The sequence below is a fragment of the Variovorax sp. J2L1-78 genome (assembly GCF_030317205.1).
In the GTDB taxonomy this organism is placed as follows: domain Bacteria; phylum Pseudomonadota; class Gammaproteobacteria; order Burkholderiales; family Burkholderiaceae_C; genus Variovorax; species Variovorax arabinosiphilus.
In genome coordinates this window covers 713,178-731,982 of the sequence record NZ_JASZYB010000001.1, presented here as the reverse complement: position 1 = coordinate 731,982, position 18,805 = coordinate 713,178, and the positions used below count along the sequence as shown (strand labels likewise).

Genomic DNA, 18,805 nt, shown 5'->3' with positions numbered 1-18,805 from the left:
CGGGGTGGTCATAACAAGACGATGTCGAACTGGCCCTGCCCCATGGCGGGCTCCGACTGCAGCGAGATCGGCTTGCCGATGAAGTCGCTCAGGCCGGCCAGGTGCTGGCTCTCTTCGTCGAGCAGCAGTTCGATCACCTGCGGTGCCGCGACGATGCGGAACTCGCGCGGCGTGAACTGCCGCGCTTCGCGCAGGATCTCGCGCATCACGTCGTAGGCCGCAGTGCGCGCGGTCTTCACGATGCCCTGCCCGCCGCAGGCCGCGCAGGGCTCGCACAGCATGTGGGCCAGCGATTCGCGGGTGCGCTTGCGCGTCATCTCCACCAGTCCCAGCGGCGAGAACGCGCCCGCGCTGGTCTTCACGCGGTCGCGCGCGAGCTGCTTGCGGAACTCGGCCAGCACCTGCGCGCGATGGTCGTCGCGCGCCATGTCGATGAAGTCGACGATGACGATGCCGCCCAGGTTGCGCAGCCGCAGCTGGCGCGCGATGGCCTGTGCGGCTTCGAGGTTGGTCTTGAAGATGGTGTCGTCGAAGTTGCGGGCGCCGACGAAGCCGCCGGTGTTCACGTCGACGGTGGTCAGCGCCTCGGTCTGGTCGACCACCAGGTAGCCGCCCGACTTGAGGTCGACGCGCCGGCCCAGCGCCTTGGCGATCTCCTCGTCGATGGAATACAGGTCGAAGATCGGCCGCTCGCCCTTGTAGTGCTGCAACTTCCCCGCCGCCTGCGGCATGAATTCGAGGCCGAACTTGAGCAGCACGTCGAACTGCTCGCGCGAATCGATGCGGATGGTCTGCGTCTCTTCGCTGGTCATGTCGCGCAGCACGCGTTGCAGCAGGCTCAGGTCCTGGTGCAGCAGCGACATCGGCGGGAGCCGCATCGACATGTCGCGGATGCGCGACCAGGTCTTGCGCAGGTAGGCGATGTCCTCGGCCAGTTCGGCGTCGGTGGAATCCTCGCCGTTGGTGCGCAGGATGAAGCCGCCGGTGTTGGCCGGCACCGCGCCGCCGCTGTCGGCCGCCGCGGCGGCATCGATCAGCGTCTGCATGCGTTTGCGCAGGCTCTCGCGCTGGTCGAGCGGGATCTTCTGCGACACGCCCACGTGGTTGTCCTGTGGCAGGAACACCAGCAGCCGCCCCGCGATGCTGATCTGCGTCGACAGCCGCGCGCCCTTGGTGCCGATCGGGTCCTTGATGACCTGCACCAGCAGCGACTGGCCTTCGAACACCTGCTTCTCGATCGGCACGATGGCACCGCTGTTGCGATGATCCCGCTCCGGCGCCTGCGCGGTGGGGCGCGAGCCCGGCGTGAACGGCGCGACGATGTCGGCCACATGCAGGAAGGCCGTGCGTTCCAGGCCGATGTCGATGAAGGCCGACTGCATGCCGGGCAGCACGCGCGACACCTTGCCGAGGTAGACGTTGCCGACCAGGCCGCGCTCGAGCGTGCGTTCGACGTGCAGTTCCTGCACGGCCCCATGCTCGACCAGCGCAACCCGGGTCTCCTGCGGCGACCAGTTGATCAGTATGTCTTGCATGCGTGTCTCTGACGTGGGGGCTTAGAGCTTCAGGCCGAACTGCCGCAGCAGCGTGGCCGTCTCGAACAGCGGAAGACCCATGATGCCCGAATAGGAGCCGCTGATGTGTTCGACGAAGGCCGCGGCCGCGCCCTGGATGCCGTAGGCACCGGCCTTGCCGAGCGGCTCGCCGCTGGCGGCGTAGCCGGCGATCTGCGCGCGGGTCATGGGCGCGAAACGCACGCGCGAGACGCTCAGCGCGGCGTGGCGCCGGCGCCCCTGCTGCACGGCGACGGCCGTGAGCACGCGGTGCGTCCGGCCGGCAAGCTGCGCGAGCATGCGTTCGGCATCGCGCGCGTCCTCCGGCTTGCCGAGGATCGTGCGGCCGAAGGCGACGGTCGTGTCGGCGCAGAGGATCGGGGCCGGTGGCAGACCGAGCCGGCGATGCCGTGTGACGGCTGCATCGAGTTTGAGTCCGGTCACGCGCTGCACGTAGGCCGACGGCGACTCGCCGGGCCACACCGCTTCGAGGGCTTCCGCATCCTCGTCGGGCGTGGCCAGCAGCAGTTCATGCCGCACACCCAGCTGCCCCAGCAGCTGGGCGCGACGGGGGCTCTGCGAGGCCAGATAAATAAACAGGTCACTCATTCGCGGTGGTACGGATGGCCGGCATTGACCGACCAGGCGCGGTAGAGCTGTTCGACCAGCAGCACGCGCGCCATGGCATGCGGCAAGGTGAGGTCGGACAGGCGGATGCGTTCGTGCGCAGCGGCCTTGAAGGCCGGGTCGAGCCCGTCGGGCCCGCCGATGACCAGCGCCACGTCGTCGCCTTCGAGCTGCCAGTTCTGCAGCCGCGTGGCCAATGCCTTGGTGGTGAGCGCGGTGCCGCGCTCGTCGAGCGCCACGATGCGCATGCCCTTGGCGATGGCCGCCTCGATGCGCTCGCGCTCGGCGGCATACAGCGTGTCGAGTGTCTTCGAGCCGCGCGGCTCGGTCTTGACGGCCCGCAGTTCGAGCTTGAGTTCGGGCGGGAAGCGCTTGGCGTAGTCGTCCCAGGCGGTCTGCGCCCAGTCGGGCATGCGTTGCCCGACCGCGACCACCAGCAGCTTCATTTGCTGCGCGGAGCAGTCTTGCGCGCGGGCGCCTTCTTGGCTGCGGCCTTCTTCGCGGGAGCGCCGATCTTCTTCACCGGGACCTTCTTGGCGGGTGCGGCACCCGAGGCGCTGGTCTTGCGTGCGGGCGCACGGGACGTTTTTCGCGCGGCCGGCTTGGCCTTGAGCTTCTCGGCCTTGGCTTCCTGCTCGGCCGCGCGGATGGCGGTCTTGGCAGCACTCGCGCGGCGCAGCGACGTGACAGGCTTCTCCGCCTTGTCGGCCTTCTTGTCCTTCGGGGTGCTGCTGTCGGCGCTCACCGCGGCGGGCTTGGTGGCACCGAGCTTGAGCCGCACCGGCTTGTCGCCCCAGATCTCCTCGAGGTGGTAGTACTGGCGGATGGCCGGTTGCATGATGTGCGCGACCGCGGCGCCGCAGTCCACGATGATCCACTCGCCGTTGTCCTCACCCTCGATGCGCGGCTTGGGAAAGCCCGCTTCGCGCACCGCGTCGCGCACGCTGGAGGCGAGCGCCTTGGTCTGGCGGTTCGAGGTGCCCGATGCGACGATCACCCGCTCGAAGAGCGGCGAGAGATGCTCGGTATCGAAAACCTGGATGTCCTGCGCCTTGACGTCTTCGAGCCCGTCGACGATGGCTCGCTGGAGTTTTTGGGTGTCTTTCTTGGCGGCGGCTTCAGTGGTCATCAGGCGGAGGCGTAGAGGTGGTGTTGGTCAATATAGCGCGCAACGGCAGGGGGAACCAGCGCAGCGATGTCCTCCCCGCGGGCAATGCGGGCACGGATGTCCGTCGCACTGGTGTCCATCGGGGGAAGTTCGAGCGTTTCGAAGCGCGCGCCGGCCGGCAGGCCGGGCAGCGTCCGCGGATCGAAGCGGGTCGCCGATCCGTCGGAGCGGGCGGATTCTAACCGCTCAGCTATGGAAACAATAGCAATGGCCAGGATCTCCTGCCAGCCGTGCCAGGTCGGCAGGGCCGCCGCCTGGTCGCTGCCCATGATCAGCACCGGCTGGGCCTGCGGGAATTCGCGCTTGAGTTCGCGCAGCGTGTCGAGGGTGTAGGTCGGGCCGGCGCGCTGCACTTCGCGCGGGTCCACCACCACCCGCGGGATGCCGCCGAAGGCCCGCTCGGCCATCGCCAGACGGTCGGCGGCCGGGCTGAGCGTGCGCGTCTTGTGCCAGGCATCACCGGTCGGGAAGATGCGCAGTTCGTCCAGCCGAAGCTGCGCCAGCGCGGCCTCGACCAGCGCGACATGCGTGCGGTGCGGCGGGTCGAAGGCGCCGCCGAAGACACCCAGCCGCGGCGGGTTCAGAGCCATTCGCGGCGCACGATGAAGTCGCTGTACAGCGCCGCCTCGGGCGTGTCCGGTGCGGGCACCTGCTGGTAGGCCCAGCTCGCCTGCGGCGGCATCGACAACAGGATCGACTCGGTGCGGCCGCCCGACTGCAGGCCGAAATGCGTGCCGCGGTCCCACACCAGGTTGAATTCGACGTAGCGGCCGCGCCGGTACAGCTGGAAGGCGCGCTCGCGCTCGCCGTAGGGCGTGTCGCGCCGGCGCTCGACGATCGGCATGTACGCCGGCAGAAAGCCGTCGCCCACCGCGCGCAGCATCGCGAAGCTGTCGTCGAAGCCCAGTTCGGAGAAGTCGTCGAAGAAGACGCCGCCGATGCCGCGCTGCTCGTTGCGGTGCTTGAGAAAGAAATACTCGTCGCACCAGGTCTTGAAGCGCGGGTACTTGTCGTCGCCGAAGGGCGCCAGGGCGTCGCGGCAGGTGCGGTGGAAGTGCACCGCATCGTCCTCGAAGCCGTAGATCGGCGTGAGGTCCATGCCGCCGCCGAACCAGCAGACCGGCGTGCCGCCCTCGGGCAGTGCCGCGATCATGCGCACGTTCATGTGGACGGTCGGCACGTAGGGGTTGCGCGGGTGGAACACCAGCGACACGCCCATGGCCTCGAAGGGCGCGCCCGCCAGCTCGGGCCGGTGCTGCGTGGCCGACGGCGGGAGCTTGGGCCCCCGAACCTGCGAGAAGCCGCACCCGGCGCGCTCGAACAGCGCGCCGCCTTCGAGGATGCAGGTGAGGCCGCTGCCCTGCAGCGCTTCGCCCGGCGCTTTGTGCCAGGCATCGCGCACCGCCGTGCCGCCATCGGCCGCTTCGACGGCACCCACGATGCGCCCTTGCAGGCCGCGCAGGTAGTCGCCGACAACGGCCGGGTCGGCCTGCATCAACCGTTGCGCGCGTGCAGCGCGCGGTAGCCGATGTCCTTGCGGTACTGCACGCCGTCGAAGCGCACCTGCGCCGCGACCTCGTAGGCGCGCTGCTGGGCCAGCTTCACGCTGTCGGCCAGCACGGTCACGCACAGCACGCGGCCACCGCTGGTCGTGAGTTCGCCGTTGTCGAGCGTCGTGCCGGCGTGGAACACCATCGCGTCGGGCGCCTCGGCCGGGATGCCGGCGATGCGGTCGCCCTTGCGCGGCGACTCGGGGTAGCCGTGCGCCGCGAGCACCACGCCCAGCGCCACGCGCCGGTCCCACTGCAGCTCGACCTGATCGAGCGTGCCGTCGGTGGCGTGCCAGAAGACCTCGAACAGGTCGGACTTGAGCCGCATCATGATCGGCTGCGTCTCGGGGTCGCCCATGCGGCAGTTGAACTCGAGCGTCTTGGGCTGGCCGGAAGCGTCGATCATCAGCCCCGCATAGAGGAAGCCGGTGAACGGAATGCCGTCCTTCTCCATGCCGCGGATGGTCGGCAGGATGATCTCGCGCATCGCCTTGGCGTGCACCTCGGCCGTGACCACCGGCGCCGGCGAATAGGCGCCCATGCCACCGGTGTTGGGGCCTTCGTCACCGTCGAGCAGGCGCTTGTGGTCCTGGCTGGTGGCCAGGGCGGCGACGTTCCTGCCGTCGCACATGACGATGAAGCTGGCCTCCTCGCCCTGCAGGAATTCCTCGATGACCACCCGCGCGCCGCCCGCGTTGTGGGCCACGCCGAACTTGTTGTCGACCAGCATGAAATCGATGGCGTCGTGCGCTTCCTGCGCCGTCATCGCCACCACCACGCCCTTGCCCGCCGCCAGGCCGTCGGCCTTGACGACGATCGGCACGCCCTTGGCATCGACATAGGCATGGGCCGCGGCCGCGTCGGTGAAGGCCTCGTACTCGGCCGTCGGGATCTTGTGGCGCTTCATGAAGGCCTTGGAGAAGGCTTTCGAGCTCTCCAGTTGTGCCGCCGCCTGCGTCGGGCCGAAGATGCGCAGGCCGTGGGCGCGGAACTCGTCGACCACGCCGGCGGCCAGCGGGCCTTCGGGGCCGACCACCGTCAGCGCGATCTTTTCCTTCTGCGCCCATTCGCGCAGCGCCACCGGGTCGGTGAGGTTCACCGTCTCGAAGCGCCGGTCGGTCGCGGTACCGCCATTGCCCGGCGCCACGTAGAGCTTGGAGACGCGCTCGGACTGCGACAGGCGCCAGGCCAGGGCATGTTCGCGGCCGCCGCCGCCGATCACCAGTGTCTTCATTCGGAGATCACCGCGTTGTGGAACACGTCCTGCACGTCGTCGAGGTCTTCGATGATGTCCAGCAGCTTCTGCATCTTCGCGCCCTCCTCGCCCGACAGCTCGATGGTGTTCTCGGCCCGCATGGTGACCTCGGCCACCTCGGGTTTCAAGCCTGCGGCCTCGAGGGCGTTCTTGACGGCTTCGAAGTCGGCCACCGCGGTGAGCACCTCGATGGCGCCGTCCTCGTCGGTCACCACGTCCTCGGCGCCGGCTTCCAGCGCGACTTCCATCACCTTGTCCTCGTCGGTGCCCGGTGCGAAGACGAACTGCCCGCAATGCTTGAACTGGAAGGCCACCGAGCCCTCGGTGCCCATGTTGCCGCCGTGCTTGGAAAAGGCGTGGCGCACCTCGGCCACGGTGCGCACCCGGTTGTCGGTCATGGTGTCGACGATGATCGCCGCCCCGCCGATGCCGTACCCTTCGTAACGAATCTCTTCGTAATTGACGCCTTCGAGGTTGCCGGTCGCCTTGTCGATGTTGCGTTTGACCGTGTCGATCGGCAGGTTGACCGCCTTGGCCTTCTCGACCGCCAGCCGCAGCCGCGGGTTGGCGCTCAGGTCGGCGCCGCCGGCGCGGGCGGCCACGGTGATTTCACGGATCGCACGGGTCCAGAGCTTGCCGCGCTTCTCGTCCTGCCGGCCCTTCCTGTGCTGAATGTTCGCCCATTTGCTGTGTCCGGCCATGGCTTTCTTCTCTCGCTGTCGTGTGTTGTCAAAGCAGCTGCGAGTTTACTGTCCGGCGCACACAACGCCCGGCCACATCGGGCCGGGCGCGCGCACGCTTTTGGGGATAATCCGCCGATGACGCCATTGCCCTCGACCGCCCCCGCCGACCCGGTGCTGCTGCCTCCCCACGCGCCACTGCCGCTCTACTACGGGAACGAGGACGAACACCAGGCCTTCCTGCGTCGCATCTTCGATGACACAGCGCCCGACTACGACCGCATCGAGCGCGTGCTGGCCTTCGGTTCCGGCCCCTGGTACCGCCGCAGCGCCCTGCTGCGCGCCGGACTGCGCACGGGTGCCGAGGTGCTCGACGTGGGCATCGGCACCGGCCTGGTGGCGCGCGAGGCGCTGCGCCTCGTCGGCCCGTCCGGCCGCCTGGTCGGCGTCGACCCGAGCGCCGGCATGATGAAGGAAATCGACCTGCCCGGCGTCGAACTGGTCCCGGGCAAGGCCGAAGCCCTGCCGCGGCCCGATGCCAGCAGCGATTTCGTCAGCATGGGCTACGCGCTGCGGCACATCAGCGACGTGGCGGCTGCCTTCGGCGAATTCCATCGCGTGCTGCGCCCGGGTGGCCGGGTGCTGGTGCTCGAGATCAGCAAGCCGCGCGGCCGCATCGGCACGGCCCTGCTCAAGGCCTACATGCGCGCCGTGGTGCCGCTCATCGCCCGCTTCATCGGCCGGCGCCACGACACGGCCGAGCTGTGGCGCTACTACTGGGACACGATCGAAGCCTGCATTCCGCCCGAGCAGGTCGTGCAGGCGCTGCGCGACGCCGGCTTCAGCGACGTGCGTCGGCATGTCGAGCTGGGCGTGTTCTCCGAGTACACCGCCGTCAAGACCGCATGAATGCCGCAACATCCGTGACCTCGGCCTCCAGGCCGGCAAGACCATCCAGGAGCCTCCATGAGCGCGCGTGAACTGCTGAAAGTCCCCCCGTTGCGCGTCGAGCGCCTCACCCTGCCGCAAGGGCTGGCCATGGCCGCCGACGGCCGCTCGCCCTTCGGCGGCCTGGGCTACGGCACGCCCGACAACCTGGCCTGGATGCCGACGGTGAACGCCCAGGTGCTGTCCGCGGGCGGTCCGATGGCCGACGTCTGGCAGGCCAGCGGCGAGATCCGCTCCGGCACCACCGGCGTGGCGCGCTGGCGCACCGACGGCCACTGGGTGCTGGGCGCCATCGACCTCGACGAGGCCGTCGAGCAGCAAGGCGTCGCCAAGCTGGCCGAGCGTGCCTACGCCGACCTGTTCCGCGCGCTGGCCGACAGCGGCTGCCCTCACCTCTTGCGCATCTGGAACTACCTGCCGCAGATCAACGGCGACGGCGGCGGACTCGAGCGCTACCGCCAGTTCAATATAGGCCGGCAGCAGGCCTTCCTCGATGCCGGCCAGGCCGCCTTCGACGGTGCGCCGGCCGCGTGCGCGCTGGGCATCCGCCAGGGCTCGCTGTGCATCCGCTTCCTGGCCGGGCAAATCGCGCCGCTGCCGGTCGAGAACCCGCGGCAGGTCTCGGCCTACCGCTATCCCGAAACGTACGGCCCGCGCTCGCCGACCTTCTCGCGTGCCGCGCTGGCCGAACTCGGCGGCGGCGACGTGGCGCTGTTCATCTCCGGTACCGCCAGCATCATCGGCCACGAGACGGTGCACCTCGGTGACGTGCGGGCGCAGACCGCGGAAACCCTGCGCAACCTGACGGCCGTGATCGACACGGCGAACGCACGCACCAGCGCCCGATTCGCCCTGCCGACGCTCGAGGCCGTGGTCTACGTGCGCCACGTGGCCGATGCGCCGGTGGTCCGCCAGGTGCTGGTCGACGCGCTCGGCGCCGACGCGCCCACGGTGCGCCAGGCGGTCTACCTGGAGGCCGACATCTGCCGCCAGGACCTGCTGGTCGAGATCGAGGCGCACGCGGTGGCGCCAGGGGCCCTCCGCGCGTGACGAAGGTGGGCTCGCGATGAAGACGCTGCCGCGCCGGGCCCTGTCGATCGCCCTGGCGCCGCCGCTCTACGCCCTGCTGCTGGGCCTCGGCCTGGTGTCGCTCGGCTGGAACCTGATCGCGATGCTGCTGTACCCGGTGCTGCCGCCGGACACCGCGCGGCCGCTCGGCCGCCGCGTCATCGCCGGTGCCTACCGCCTGTTCTGGGCGATCGCGTCGGTCACCGGCATGATGCGCATCGATGCGCGCTGCCTCGACGCACTGCGCGACGAGCGCGGCCTGATCCTCGCAGCCAACCACCCAACCATGCTCGACGCATTGCTGCTGGTGGCGCGGCTGCCGCGCAGCGCCTGCATCATGAAGGCGGGGCTCATGAAGAACGTCTTCCTGGGCGCCGGCGCGCGGCTGGCGCACTACATCCGCAACGACTCGGCCCACACCATGGTGCGGCTCGCGGTGCACGACCTGCGGCGTGGTGGCCAGCTGGTGATCTTCCCCGAAGGCACGCGCACGGTGACGCCGCCGCTCAACCCCTTCTGTTCCGGCGTGACGCTGATCGCCAAGCTGGCGCAAGCCCCGATCCAGACCGTCTTCATCGACACCGATTCGCCGTACCTCGGCAAAGGCTGGCCGCTGTGGCGCGTGCCGCCGCTGCCGCTGGTCTTCACGCTGCGCCTGGGCGAGCGCTTCGCGCCGACGCCCAACAGCGCCGCCCTGCTGCTGCAGATCGAACAGTACTTTCGCCACGCCATGACACAGAGCGCCACCGAGGCGCCGACCGAATGCAAGAACCTTCGCGCACCCATCTCGTCCTGATTCCCAGCTACAACACAGGCGAGCGCCTGTTCTCCACCGTGGCGGCCGCACGTGCGCAATGGAACCCGGTCTGGGTCGTGATCGATGGCAGCACCGACGGCACCGGCGAACGCCTGCAGCGGCTCGCCGCCACCGACCCCGGCCTGCGCGTGTGGCAGCTGCCCGAGAACCAGGGCAAAGGCGCCGCCGTGCTGCGCGGGCTCGAGGCCGCGCGCGAAGCCGGCTTCACCCACGCGCTCGCGATGGATTCGGACGGCCAGCACCCGGCCGACCTGATCCCCACCTTCATGCAGGCCTCGCAGGCGCGGCCCGACACCCTGGTGCTCGGACGCCCGATCTTCGACGCCAGTGCGCCGCGGATCCGCGTGTGGGGGCGCAAGCTCTCCAACGGCTGGACCCACATCGAGACGCTCTGGGCCGGCGTCGGCGACTCGCTCTACGGCTTTCGCATCTACCCCGTGAACGCGCTGATCGAGGTCATGCGTGCCCAGCCCTGGATGCGCCGCTTCGACTTCGACACCGAGGCCGTGGTGCGGCTGGTGTGGAGCGGCGTCAAGCCGATCAATGTCGATGCGCCGGTGAAGTACCTCAGCGCGGCCGAAGGCGGCGTCTCGCACTTCAACTACGTGCGCGACAACCTGCTGCTGTCGTGGATGCACGCGCGCCTGATGGGCGAATTCCTGCTGCGCCTGCCGTCGCTGTTCGTGAAGCGACTGCGCGGCCTGCCGCCGTACCAGCCTTGAAGCACCCCCAGCCCCTCTCGCCGTGGACCGCCGAGATCGGCTACCGCATGCGCAAGCTGCTGTGGCTGAAAATGCTCGGCACCACCGCCGTGACCTCGGCCTTCTTCATCGGCTACTTCTACGTGCTGCGCAACCCGGTGTTCCCGGTCGTCGTGATGCCCGAGACGGCGCTCGACCGCTGGATCGGCTTCCAGCCGGGGGCGCTCTTCATCTACCTGAGCCTGTGGTTCTACATCGGCGTGGGGCCGGGGCTGCAGCGCGGTTTCTGGGAGCTCGTGGTGTACGGCCTCTGGCTCATGGCGATGTGCCTCACCGGCCTGCTCCTGTTCTATCTCTGGCCGACCGCCGTGCCGCCGCTGGGCTTCGATGCGTCGGGCTACCCGGGCTTCGCGCTGCTGCAGGGCGTGGACGCGGCCGGCAATGCCTGCCCGTCGCTGCACGTGGCCACCGCGATGTTCACCGCCATCCGCATCGAGCAGGTGCTGCGCGATGCCCTCGTGCCGCGCTGGCTGCGCGCGGGCAACGCGCTGTGGTTCATCGCCATCGCCTGGTCGACGCTGGCCGTCAAGCAGCACGTGGCGCTCGACGCCTTGGCCGGCGCCGCGCTCGGCCTCGCCTTCGCATGGGCCTCGATGCGCTGGAGGCCCGGGGCCCAGCAGCTATCATCGACCACGACTCGCAGAGCGGAAAACACACCATGAGTTCGTTGAAGGAATTGCAGGACCTGATCCAGGAGAAGTACGGCATCCCGTCGTCCGAACTGGACCCCCACGCCTCGATGCGCGAGAAGGGTCTCGACTCGCTGGCCCTGGCCGAATTCATCTTCGAGATCGAGGACAAGTTCGGCATCGAAGTCCCCGACGACAACCCGAACATCGACACGCTGGCCGAGCTCGCCGCGCTGGTCGACAAGATGCGCGCCGCCAAGGTCGCCTGAGGGCCGTCCGCCACGATGAGCGCTGTCGTCGTCACGGGTCTGGGTGTCGTTGCGCCGCACGGCGACGACCCGCACGCCCTTTTTGCCGCGTTGATGCGGGGCGAATCCGCCATCCGCCCGGTCTTTCCCGAACTGCCCAAGCCTGCGGCGGCCGCCACGGTCGACTTCGACGCCGCCCGCTGGTTCACCAAGCTGCAGCTCGCTGGCGTCGACCGGGTCAGCCAGCTCGCCGTCGCGGCGGCCGACCTGGCCTGGCGCGACGCCGCACTGGCCGCCGACGCGGTCGCCCCGGATCGCATTGGCGTCTTCGCCGGTTGCGGCATGGGCGGCGCCGCCGCACTGGAGACCGCCTACCGCAGCAACAACGGCCGCGTGCCGCCGCTCACCATCCCGGCCTTCATGCCCAACGCCCCGGCCTCGCACGTGGCGATGCGCCACCACGCCCAGGGCCCCGTGCTCACCTATTCCGTGGCCTGCGCGTCGTCGTCGCTGGCCATCGCCGAAGCGGCCAAGGCGGTGCGGCACGGCGAGATCGACGTGGCCATCGCCGGCGGCAGCGAATCGCTGATCGTCCCGGGTGTCGTGCTGGCCTGGCAGGCCATGCAGACGCTGGCCCACTTCCAGCCGGGCGAGGCGGCTACGGCGGTGAAGCCCTTCGCCGCCGACCGCAGCGGCTTCGCGCTGGGCGAAGGAGCGGCCTTCCTGGTCCTGGAATCGGAAGCGCACGCGCGCCGCCGTGGCGCCACGCTGCATGCCACGCTGGCCGGCTGGGGCAGCAGCTGCGACGCCACCCACCTCACCAAGCCCGACGTGGAAGGCCAGGCCCGTGCCCTGCGTGCCGCGCTGCGCCAGGCCGGCCTCTCACCGCGCGACGTCGGCTACTGCAATGCGCATGGAACGGCCACGCGCATCGGCGATGCGGTCGAGCGGGAGGCACTGGCCGCCGTCTGGGGCGATGCGCTCGACGACCTGCGCGTGAGTTCGACCAAGGCGCTGCACGGCCACCTGCTCGGGGGTGCCGGTGCGCTGGAGGCCGTGATCACCGTGATGGCGCTGCGCGCGCAGCAACTGCCGCCGAATGCACATGGCGAGGCGACCGACCCCGCCTGCGCGCTGAACCTGGTGCGGAACGTTGGGGCGCAGGCTTCGCAGCTGCACGCCGCCATCAGCAGTTCCTTCGCCTTCGGCGGCACGAACTCGGTCCTGCTGTTCGCCCGCTGAGCGGACCTGGGCAGGCCCTAGGCCGCCACGAACGCCCCGTGCAGTCCCAGCGGCAGCGCATAGGGCAAGGTCGCCTGCGCCACCGGCCCGTCGGCCAGCGCATCGGCGGCGAAGCACGACAGCACCGTCTTCCCCTGCGCGTAGTCGAGGGCGGTCCCGAGCACCCACCCCGGACGCTCGCCATCCGGCACGACCACATGCTCCTCGACCAGCGCCTGCGCCCCGTAGCTGAAGCGTTGCGAAGCCCCTGATTCGACGTCGGTGCGTGCGACCGCGCTCCACAGCGGCCGGCCGTCGATCGGCGCGGCGGCATGGACCACCTCGCGGTGCCGCAGGCCGACCCGGCGCGGATCGATGCGCGGGAATTCGGCCTCCAGGGGCCATTCGACCTGCGTCGCCCGGCCCGCGCCGAGGTCCAGGCGGGCCACCGTCAGCCTAGCCTGCGGGCCGCGCACATAGCGCCCCCGCACGAGCTCGCGGGTGCTCGTGAAGAGGCTCGAGGCATCGGGCGCGCGGACGTAGTCGACATGGATCACCGTCCCGCCGGCGGTCTGCTCCTCCCAGGCGTTGCCCAGATGGAACAGGAAGCCGGCCGGCAGCGCGAGCATCTGCTGACGCTGCCAGTCCTTCTTGTCGATCACCAGTGCACGCATGCCGAGTTCGGGCCGCCACACATGCGCATCGAGAAAGCTCGCGCCCGCCTGCTTGCGCGCGGCGTCGTACACCAGGGGCGGCATCAGGAACACGAGGTGCCTGTCGGTCACCGCGAAGTCGTGGACCATCGGCAGGTGGCTCACGGGCCGAGCGTCGGCGCGGCGCAATGCGCCATCGGGCGCGATCTCGTAGAGCACCAGCAGGCCGTTGCTCGCGCTGACGCCGAAGTTCCAGACCGTTCCATCCGGATCGATCTTCGGATGGGCGGAGAACGGCACGCCGGCCAGATCGGCCCGCCAGGTCTTGAGGCCGCGCGTCGCCAGCGTCTGCGGGTCCAGCCGCGTGGCCGAACCGCCTTCCCACAGCGCGAGCAGCTCGCCGCCGATCGGCAGCATGTTGATGTTGGCGACGTTCATGTCGTCGGGCGAGCTCAGCGGCTCGCTGCCCGCGAACACTGTGCCGAAGCCCTCGATCAGGCGGCGGCCGGCGCGCGCTTCGCGCACGCGCTTGGTGGTCGCGACATAGCGGCCCTGGTGACGGACCTCCCGGCCGTCGATCACGAAGCGGTGCGCCATGCCGTCGCCGTCGAACCAGTGGTGGTAGCGCTCGCCGCCGACCTCGTGCCCGGCGGGGCCGACACGGTAGAGCGTGCCGGTGACCGCGTCGGGAAAGCGCCCGCGCACCGTGGCGGCCGTCGGCGGCAGGTCGCCGGGCAGCGACGCGAAGCCCGGCTTCCAGGGTGCGGTCGAGGCCTCGAAGGCGGTCTGCCAACTGTCGGGGGTGTTGGTGCCGTCAGCGTGACCAGCCAGCGGCAGGAGGAAAGGCGCGCTGCCGGCCGCAGCCAGCCGGCGAAGCAATTCACGGCGGTCCATGGCCCGAGTCCTCTCAGTGAAGGCGAAGGGCGATGCTGCTGTCGGCGGCTTCGAGCGGCACGGCGGCCGCGTCGAAGCTCGGGGGGCCCATGCGGCCCCTGGCATCGTTCGAGAAGCCGTAGCGTTCGATCGGCACCCCGACCAAGTTCGCATCGAGCTTGCCGTTGCCGTTTTCATCGGCGAAGGACTTGAGCACATAGCGTCCGGGTGGCAGGCCGGCGAACACCAGCTGCGCCTTGCCGTCGCGCATCGGGAGGGTCTGCGCGGCCAGCGCCTTGTCCGCCGTCAGCGCATCGGCCGAGTCGAACAGCGCCACATAGAGCGTGGCCGGCACGGCCGGCCCGTCGCTCACGGCGACACGGAGATCGGCCGCGCTCGCGGCCAGGGGAATGGCGACCATCGCTGCGATGGCGGCAAAGGCGAACACGGTGCGAAAGGGATGCATGTGGGGGCTCCGTCGAAAGTGGAGCCCCGACGATCGCGCGTCAGGCGCACCCTCGCCAGCACGATGCGACGAAACGCGCCGGCCGGTCGCGAAACGTCCGAAAGACGGTGTTCGGTGAACGGCCCTAACGCAGCGCCGGCAGCAGCCAGGTCCACGCCAGCCCGGCGAGGGCACACGTGCCGAGCAATGGCAGCACGCCGACCTTGAAGCGGAACAGCGCCACGGCGGCGCCGAGCGCGATCACGGCCGACGCCGCGTCGAAGCGCCCACCGAAACCCTGCGGCCACAGCACGTGGTACGCGAAGAAGAGCGCGAGGTTGAGGATGACCCCCACCACGGCCGCGGTGATGGCCGACAGCGGCGCGGTGAAGCCCAGCCGGCCGTGCGTCGCCTCGATCACCGGGCCGCCGGCCAGGATGAAGACGAAGGACGGCAGGAAGGTGAAAAAGGTGACCACCGAGGCCGCCAGCGCGGCGCCCGCGAACAACGCGTCGGGGCCGAGTACCTGGTGCAGCCAGCCGCCGACGAAGCCCACGAAGGCCACCACCATGATCAGCGGGCCCGGCGTCGTCTCGCCCAGCGCCAGGCCGTCGATCATCTGCGCACCGGACAGCCAGTGGTGCTGCTCGACGGCGCCCTGGTAGACATAGGGCAGCACCGCGTAGGCACCACCGAAGGTCAGCAAGGCCGCCTTGGTGAAGAACCACCCCATCTGCGTCAGCGTGCCCTGCACGCCCTGCGTGGCGACCAGGGTCGCCATGGCCAGCGCCCACAGCCCCAACCCGACGCCGAGCACCTGCGCCAGCCGCACACGCGAGAAGTGCGCATGCGGCGGCGGCGGCGTGTCGTCGTCGATCAGCGCCGGCCCGTGGCCCGACGCGGTATGGCCGGGCACCCCGCCGAGCGTGAACACGGCGGGCGCACGTCGTGCGCCGAAGTGCCCGACCAGCGCGGCGGCCACCACGATGGCGGGGAACGGCGTGTCGAAGGCGAAGATCGCCAGGAACGACGCCGCCGCGATGCCCCACATCCAGCGGTTGCGCAGCGCGCGCGTGCCGATGCGGTGCGCCGCATGCAGCACGATGGCCGTGACGGCCGGCTTGATGCCGTAGAAGATGCCCGCCACCACCGGCACATGGCCGAAGCGCAGGTAGATCCACGACAGGCCGATCAGGATGAACAGCGACGGCAGCACGAACAGCCCGCCCGCCACGAGGCCGCCGCGGGTCCGGTGCAGCAGCCAGCCGATGTAGGTCGCCAGTTGCTGCGCTTCGGGGCCCGGCAGCAGCATGCAGTAGTTGAGCGCGTGCAGAAAGCGCTTCTCGCTGATCCAGCGCCGGCGCTCGACCAGCTCGGTGTGCATGATCGCGATCTGCCCGGCCGGCCCGCCGAAGCTGACGAAGCCCAGCTTGAGCCAGAAGCGGAAGGCCTCCCAGAAGCCCACGGCGAGCGGGGCCACGCCCGGCGCCGCGTCACCGAGCGGCGCGCCAGCCACTAGACCATCCCGCCGTTGATCGAGATGACCTGTCCCGTGATATAGGCCGCGTCAGGGCTGGCCAGGAAGCCGGCGAGCGCGGCCACCTCGTCGGGCGTGCCGGCGCGCTTGACCGGCACCATCTGCTGGATGAGGGCTGGGTCGAACACGGCGTCGGCCATCGGCGACGCGATGATGCCGGGCGCGATGGCGTTCACCGTCACGCCGCGTGCCGCCACTTCGAGCGACAGCGCCTTGGTCGCGCTGTTGAGCGCGCCCTTGGCGGCGGCGTAGTTGACCTGGCCGCGGTTGCCGGTGAGCGACGCCACCGACGAGATGTTCAGGATGCGGCCCCAGCGGGTGCGCAGCATCGGCAGCAGCAGCGGCTGCGTGACGCGGAAGAAGCCGTTGAGCGACACGTCGATCACCTTGTGCCACTGCTCGGGCCGCATGCCCGGCAGCACCGCGTCGTCGTGCACGCCGGCGTTGTTCACCAGGATCTGGACCGGCCCGCCGACCAGCATCGCGGCGCAGCCGGCGGCCGTGGCTTCGTCGCTGCGCAGGTCGAAGACATGGCATTCGGCGGTGCCGCCGGCCGCGGTGATGGTGGCGGCCAGTGCCTCGACCGCCTGCGGGCGCGAGCTGGCATGCAGCAGCACGGTGGCGCCGTCGCGCGCCAGGCGCTGGGCGATGGCCGCGCCGAGAGCGCCGCTGGCGCCGGTGATGAGGGCACGTTTTCCGGACAGGGACATGGCGGTCATTTCGTCGAGGGAGGGGTGGCGGGAGGCAGCGGGGTGTTGAGGACGACGACCGCGCGGCCCTCGGCCAATGCGCGGCCGCCGGCGTCCTTCACGGCGAACTCATAGAGCACTTGGCTGGCGTCGCCCGACAGGCGCTTGGCGTGCACCTGCAGCGCGTCCGCCACGTCGTCGAAGCGGTCGACCGCGAACCGCACGTTGCGCGCGCTGGCCAGGAAACCGGCCGAGGGCTCGGCATCGTCCGGTGCGAGCACGCCGCCGTGCAGGGCCATGGCCTGCGCAGCGTATTCGACGAGGTTGGGCGCCATCAGCCCGCTCGCGGTGCGCAGCGGGTTGTCGGGTAGCGCATGGCTCGCCGTGCTGCAGTGGATCGCCTCGGCGTCCCAGGCTTCCAGCCGGTCGAGCAGGCACATGCTGCCGCTGTGGGGAATGCGGCGGGCGATGCCGGCGCGGTCGAGGGTCTGGGGTGTCGTCATGGCGATGCAGGTTCGAGGTCGGCGACCAGCAGCACGTTGGCAAAGGGCGTGCCCTGGCTCATGGGGATGTTCTGTACGGCGAAGCCCAGGCGCTGCAGCAGCGTGGTCCATTCGACCAGCGTGCGGCCCCAGGTCGGCGACACCCGGTGCCCGCGAACGCGCGTCACGGTGTGGTCGACCCATTGGCTGATGGCGTAGCGACGCTTGCTGGCCGCATCGCCGACGCGCAGCAGCAGCCGCCCGCCGGGCGCGAGCGCGTCGCGCACACGCTGCAGCACGCCTTCCTGCGCCGGGAGGTCGACGTAGTGCAGCACGTCGAGGATCACGACCAGGTCGCAGGCCGGCAGCGGCGCGCTGCACATGTCCGCGCACAGGATGCGTGGTGCGGGTTGCAGATGGCCGAGCGCCGCCTGCGCGCGGGCCACGTCCCTGGGCATCAGCTCGATGCCGGTGTAGTCGATGCGTGCGGGCGTCGCCGGCCAGGCGCTCGGCCAGTGGCCTTGCGTCTGCATCGATGCGGCGACCGACAAGAGACTGGCCGTGAGGCTTTGGCCGCTGCCGATGTCGAGCACGCGCGCATGCCGCGCGCCGATCAGTTGGCGCTCCAGCATGCCGCGGAAGGCCGGGTCGCGCCCCAGCTTGCCGCGCGCGAAGTGCCAGCCGAACCGGCCGGACTGTCGGTATGGCGCGGTGGCCTCCTCGTGCAGGCGGCGCCAGGCCGCGTCGGTCGACAGCGTGTTGCTCATGCGTCCTTCAGTGCGTCGGGCAGGGTCACGGCGCGCAGGCGGTCGGCCTTCAGCCGTGCCAGCAGCGGCGGCAGCACCTCCAGCACGACCGGGCGGCCGGTCGCGGTGCGGGCGGCGTTGCCGTCGTGCAGCAGCAGGATGTCGCCGGCGGCCAGCCCGCGCACCAGGCGCTCGAGCACCTTGGCCGGGTCGCGCTCGCGCGTGTCGAAGCCGCGCCGCGTCCAGCTCACCAGCGACAGGCCCAGGCGCTGCAGCACCGGGGCGAGAAAGGGATTGCGCAGGCCGGCCGGCGCGCGAAAGCAGGTCGGGCGTTCGCCGGTCGCCTGCGTGAGCAGGTCCTGTGCGCGGGAGATCTCGGCGGCATAGCCACGGGGCCCGAGGAACGAGAAGTCGTGCCGATGGCGCGCCGTGTGGTTCTGGATGCTGTGGCCGCGCGCGACGATCTCGCGGGCCAGCGCGGGATGCGCCACCACGCGGTCGGCGATGCAGAAGAAGGTGGCGCGCTGACCATAGGCCTCGAGCACGTCGAGCACCTGCGGCGTGACGACCGGGTCGGGTCCGTCGTCGATGGTCAGCGCGACTTCGCGACGCGCCACGGCGGCCGCGGGCAGGCGCGTGACGTTCGGCCCCAACAGGCGGCTGCGCGGCGTGAGCCCGGCACCGGTGATGAGCGCATGGTTGAGCACCACCGCGCCGATCGCCCAGGGCAGCGCACCGGGCACCCACACGGCCGCCGCCAGCGCGCCCACGTGCAGCAGCGCACTTGCCGGGAAGATGAGCGGCATCGACGTGGCGGAGGACATCGGAGGAACGGTGGCGGACGTCATGGCGCGC

The 18,805-nt window shown here is 70.3% G+C and carries 22 protein-coding genes; 7 read left to right on the top strand and 15 right to left on the bottom strand.

Annotated features, from left to right (window positions below; all coding sequences use genetic code 11):
• Positions 1–8: 8 nt before the first annotated feature.
• From rng to QTH86_RS03465, 8 genes are read right to left on the bottom strand one after another with little or no spacing between them, the layout of a single operon-like run.
• Positions 9–1,535: a ribonuclease G gene (gene rng, locus QTH86_RS03500; RefSeq protein ID WP_286646046.1), complete on the bottom strand. Its 1,527-nt coding sequence runs from the start codon at positions 1,533–1,535 to the stop codon at positions 9–11.
• Between the two features lie 21 nt (positions 1,536–1,556).
• Complete coding sequence (locus QTH86_RS03495) at positions 1,557–2,162, bottom strand: Maf family protein (RefSeq protein WP_286646047.1); 606 nt, start codon at positions 2,160–2,162, stop codon at positions 1,557–1,559.
• Positions 2,159–2,626 carry a 23S rRNA (pseudouridine(1915)-N(3))-methyltransferase RlmH gene (gene rlmH / locus QTH86_RS03490; RefSeq protein WP_286646048.1) on the bottom strand — a complete coding sequence of 156 codons (468 nt, stop codon included), beginning with the start codon at positions 2,624–2,626 and terminating at the stop codon, positions 2,159–2,161. The genes QTH86_RS03495 and rlmH overlap by 4 nt, the downstream gene beginning before the upstream one ends.
• Positions 2,623–3,309, bottom strand: a complete 687-nt coding sequence (gene rsfS / locus QTH86_RS03485; RefSeq protein WP_286646049.1) for a ribosome silencing factor — start codon at positions 3,307–3,309, stop codon at positions 2,623–2,625. Before rsfS ends, rlmH begins: the two co-directional genes overlap by 4 nt.
• Positions 3,309–3,938, bottom strand: coding sequence for a nicotinate (nicotinamide) nucleotide adenylyltransferase (gene nadD, locus QTH86_RS03480; RefSeq protein ID WP_286646050.1), 630 nt, complete (start codon positions 3,936–3,938; stop codon positions 3,309–3,311). Before nadD ends, rsfS begins: the two co-directional genes overlap by 1 nt.
• On the bottom strand, positions 3,929–4,846 hold the full coding sequence (hemF, locus tag QTH86_RS03475) for an oxygen-dependent coproporphyrinogen oxidase (protein ID WP_286646051.1): 918 nt from the start codon (positions 4,844–4,846) through the stop codon (positions 3,929–3,931). The genes nadD and hemF overlap by 10 nt, the downstream gene beginning before the upstream one ends.
• A complete protein-coding gene (purD, locus tag QTH86_RS03470; protein WP_286646052.1) occupies positions 4,843–6,132 on the bottom strand; it encodes a phosphoribosylamine--glycine ligase in 1,290 nt (429 codons plus the stop codon). Before purD ends, hemF begins: the two co-directional genes overlap by 4 nt.
• On the bottom strand, positions 6,129–6,854 hold the full coding sequence (locus QTH86_RS03465; protein WP_286646053.1) for a YebC/PmpR family DNA-binding transcriptional regulator: 726 nt from the start codon (positions 6,852–6,854) through the stop codon (positions 6,129–6,131). Before QTH86_RS03465 ends, purD begins: the two co-directional genes overlap by 4 nt.
• A 117-nt stretch (positions 6,855–6,971) precedes the next feature.
• On the opposite strand from QTH86_RS03465, the gene QTH86_RS03460 reads away from it, so the two are divergent.
• From QTH86_RS03460 to QTH86_RS03430, 7 genes are read left to right on the top strand one after another with little or no spacing between them, the layout of a single operon-like run.
• On the top strand, positions 6,972–7,742 hold the full coding sequence (locus tag QTH86_RS03460) for a class I SAM-dependent methyltransferase (RefSeq protein WP_286646054.1): 771 nt from the start codon (positions 6,972–6,974) through the stop codon (positions 7,740–7,742).
• Between the two features lie 57 nt (positions 7,743–7,799).
• Positions 7,800–8,831, top strand: a complete 1,032-nt coding sequence (locus QTH86_RS03455) for a chorismate transformation FkbO/Hyg5 family protein (RefSeq protein WP_286646055.1) — start codon at positions 7,800–7,802, stop codon at positions 8,829–8,831.
• Between the two features lie 16 nt (positions 8,832–8,847).
• The gene (locus tag QTH86_RS03450; protein ID WP_286646056.1) at positions 8,848–9,645 is read left to right on the top strand and encodes a lysophospholipid acyltransferase family protein; all 798 of its coding nucleotides are present in this window, start codon (positions 8,848–8,850) and stop codon (positions 9,643–9,645) included.
• Complete coding sequence (locus QTH86_RS03445; protein ID WP_286646057.1) at positions 9,612–10,388, top strand: glycosyltransferase family 2 protein; 777 nt, start codon at positions 9,612–9,614, stop codon at positions 10,386–10,388. Before QTH86_RS03450 ends, QTH86_RS03445 begins: the two co-directional genes overlap by 34 nt.
• The gene (locus QTH86_RS03440) at positions 10,385–11,089 is read left to right on the top strand and encodes a phosphatase PAP2 family protein (RefSeq protein ID WP_286646058.1); all 705 of its coding nucleotides are present in this window, start codon (positions 10,385–10,387) and stop codon (positions 11,087–11,089) included. Before QTH86_RS03445 ends, QTH86_RS03440 begins: the two co-directional genes overlap by 4 nt.
• Positions 11,086–11,325 carry an acyl carrier protein gene (locus QTH86_RS03435; RefSeq protein ID WP_286646059.1) on the top strand — a complete coding sequence of 80 codons (240 nt, stop codon included), beginning with the start codon at positions 11,086–11,088 and terminating at the stop codon, positions 11,323–11,325. Before QTH86_RS03440 ends, QTH86_RS03435 begins: the two co-directional genes overlap by 4 nt.
• A 15-nt stretch (positions 11,326–11,340) precedes the next feature.
• Entirely contained in the window at positions 11,341–12,546 is a 1,206-nt protein-coding gene (locus tag QTH86_RS03430; RefSeq protein WP_286646060.1) for a beta-ketoacyl-[acyl-carrier-protein] synthase family protein, read from the top strand.
• Positions 12,547–12,563: 17 nt separating this feature from the next.
• Here the strand turns inward: QTH86_RS03430 and QTH86_RS03425 are convergent, their stop codons facing one another.
• The 7 genes from QTH86_RS03425 to QTH86_RS03395 form a co-directional block, all read right to left on the bottom strand.
• Positions 12,564–14,072 (bottom strand): carotenoid oxygenase family protein, encoded by a 1,509-nt coding sequence (locus QTH86_RS03425; RefSeq protein ID WP_286646061.1) that lies wholly within the window; start codon positions 14,070–14,072, stop codon positions 12,564–12,566.
• Between the two features lie 13 nt (positions 14,073–14,085).
• Positions 14,086–14,517 (bottom strand): DUF2141 domain-containing protein, encoded by a 432-nt coding sequence (locus QTH86_RS03420; protein WP_286646062.1) that lies wholly within the window; start codon positions 14,515–14,517, stop codon positions 14,086–14,088.
• Positions 14,518–14,641: 124 nt separating this feature from the next.
• Positions 14,642–15,976 carry a chromate efflux transporter gene (gene chrA / locus QTH86_RS03415; RefSeq protein WP_286646063.1) on the bottom strand — a complete coding sequence of 445 codons (1,335 nt, stop codon included), beginning with the start codon at positions 15,974–15,976 and terminating at the stop codon, positions 14,642–14,644.
• A 35-nt stretch (positions 15,977–16,011) separates the two neighbouring features.
• Positions 16,012–16,743 carry a 3-oxoacyl-ACP reductase FabG gene (gene fabG / locus QTH86_RS03410; protein ID WP_286646064.1) on the bottom strand — a complete coding sequence of 244 codons (732 nt, stop codon included), beginning with the start codon at positions 16,741–16,743 and terminating at the stop codon, positions 16,012–16,014.
• Between the two features lie 5 nt (positions 16,744–16,748).
• Positions 16,749–17,225 carry a hotdog family protein gene (locus QTH86_RS03405; protein WP_286646065.1) on the bottom strand — a complete coding sequence of 159 codons (477 nt, stop codon included), beginning with the start codon at positions 17,223–17,225 and terminating at the stop codon, positions 16,749–16,751.
• Positions 17,222–17,971, bottom strand: coding sequence for a class I SAM-dependent methyltransferase (locus tag QTH86_RS03400; protein ID WP_286646066.1), 750 nt, complete (start codon positions 17,969–17,971; stop codon positions 17,222–17,224). Before QTH86_RS03400 ends, QTH86_RS03405 begins: the two co-directional genes overlap by 4 nt.
• On the bottom strand, positions 17,968–18,798 hold the full coding sequence (locus QTH86_RS03395; RefSeq protein ID WP_286646067.1) for a polysaccharide deacetylase family protein: 831 nt from the start codon (positions 18,796–18,798) through the stop codon (positions 17,968–17,970). Before QTH86_RS03395 ends, QTH86_RS03400 begins: the two co-directional genes overlap by 4 nt.
• Positions 18,799–18,805 lie beyond the last annotated feature (7 nt).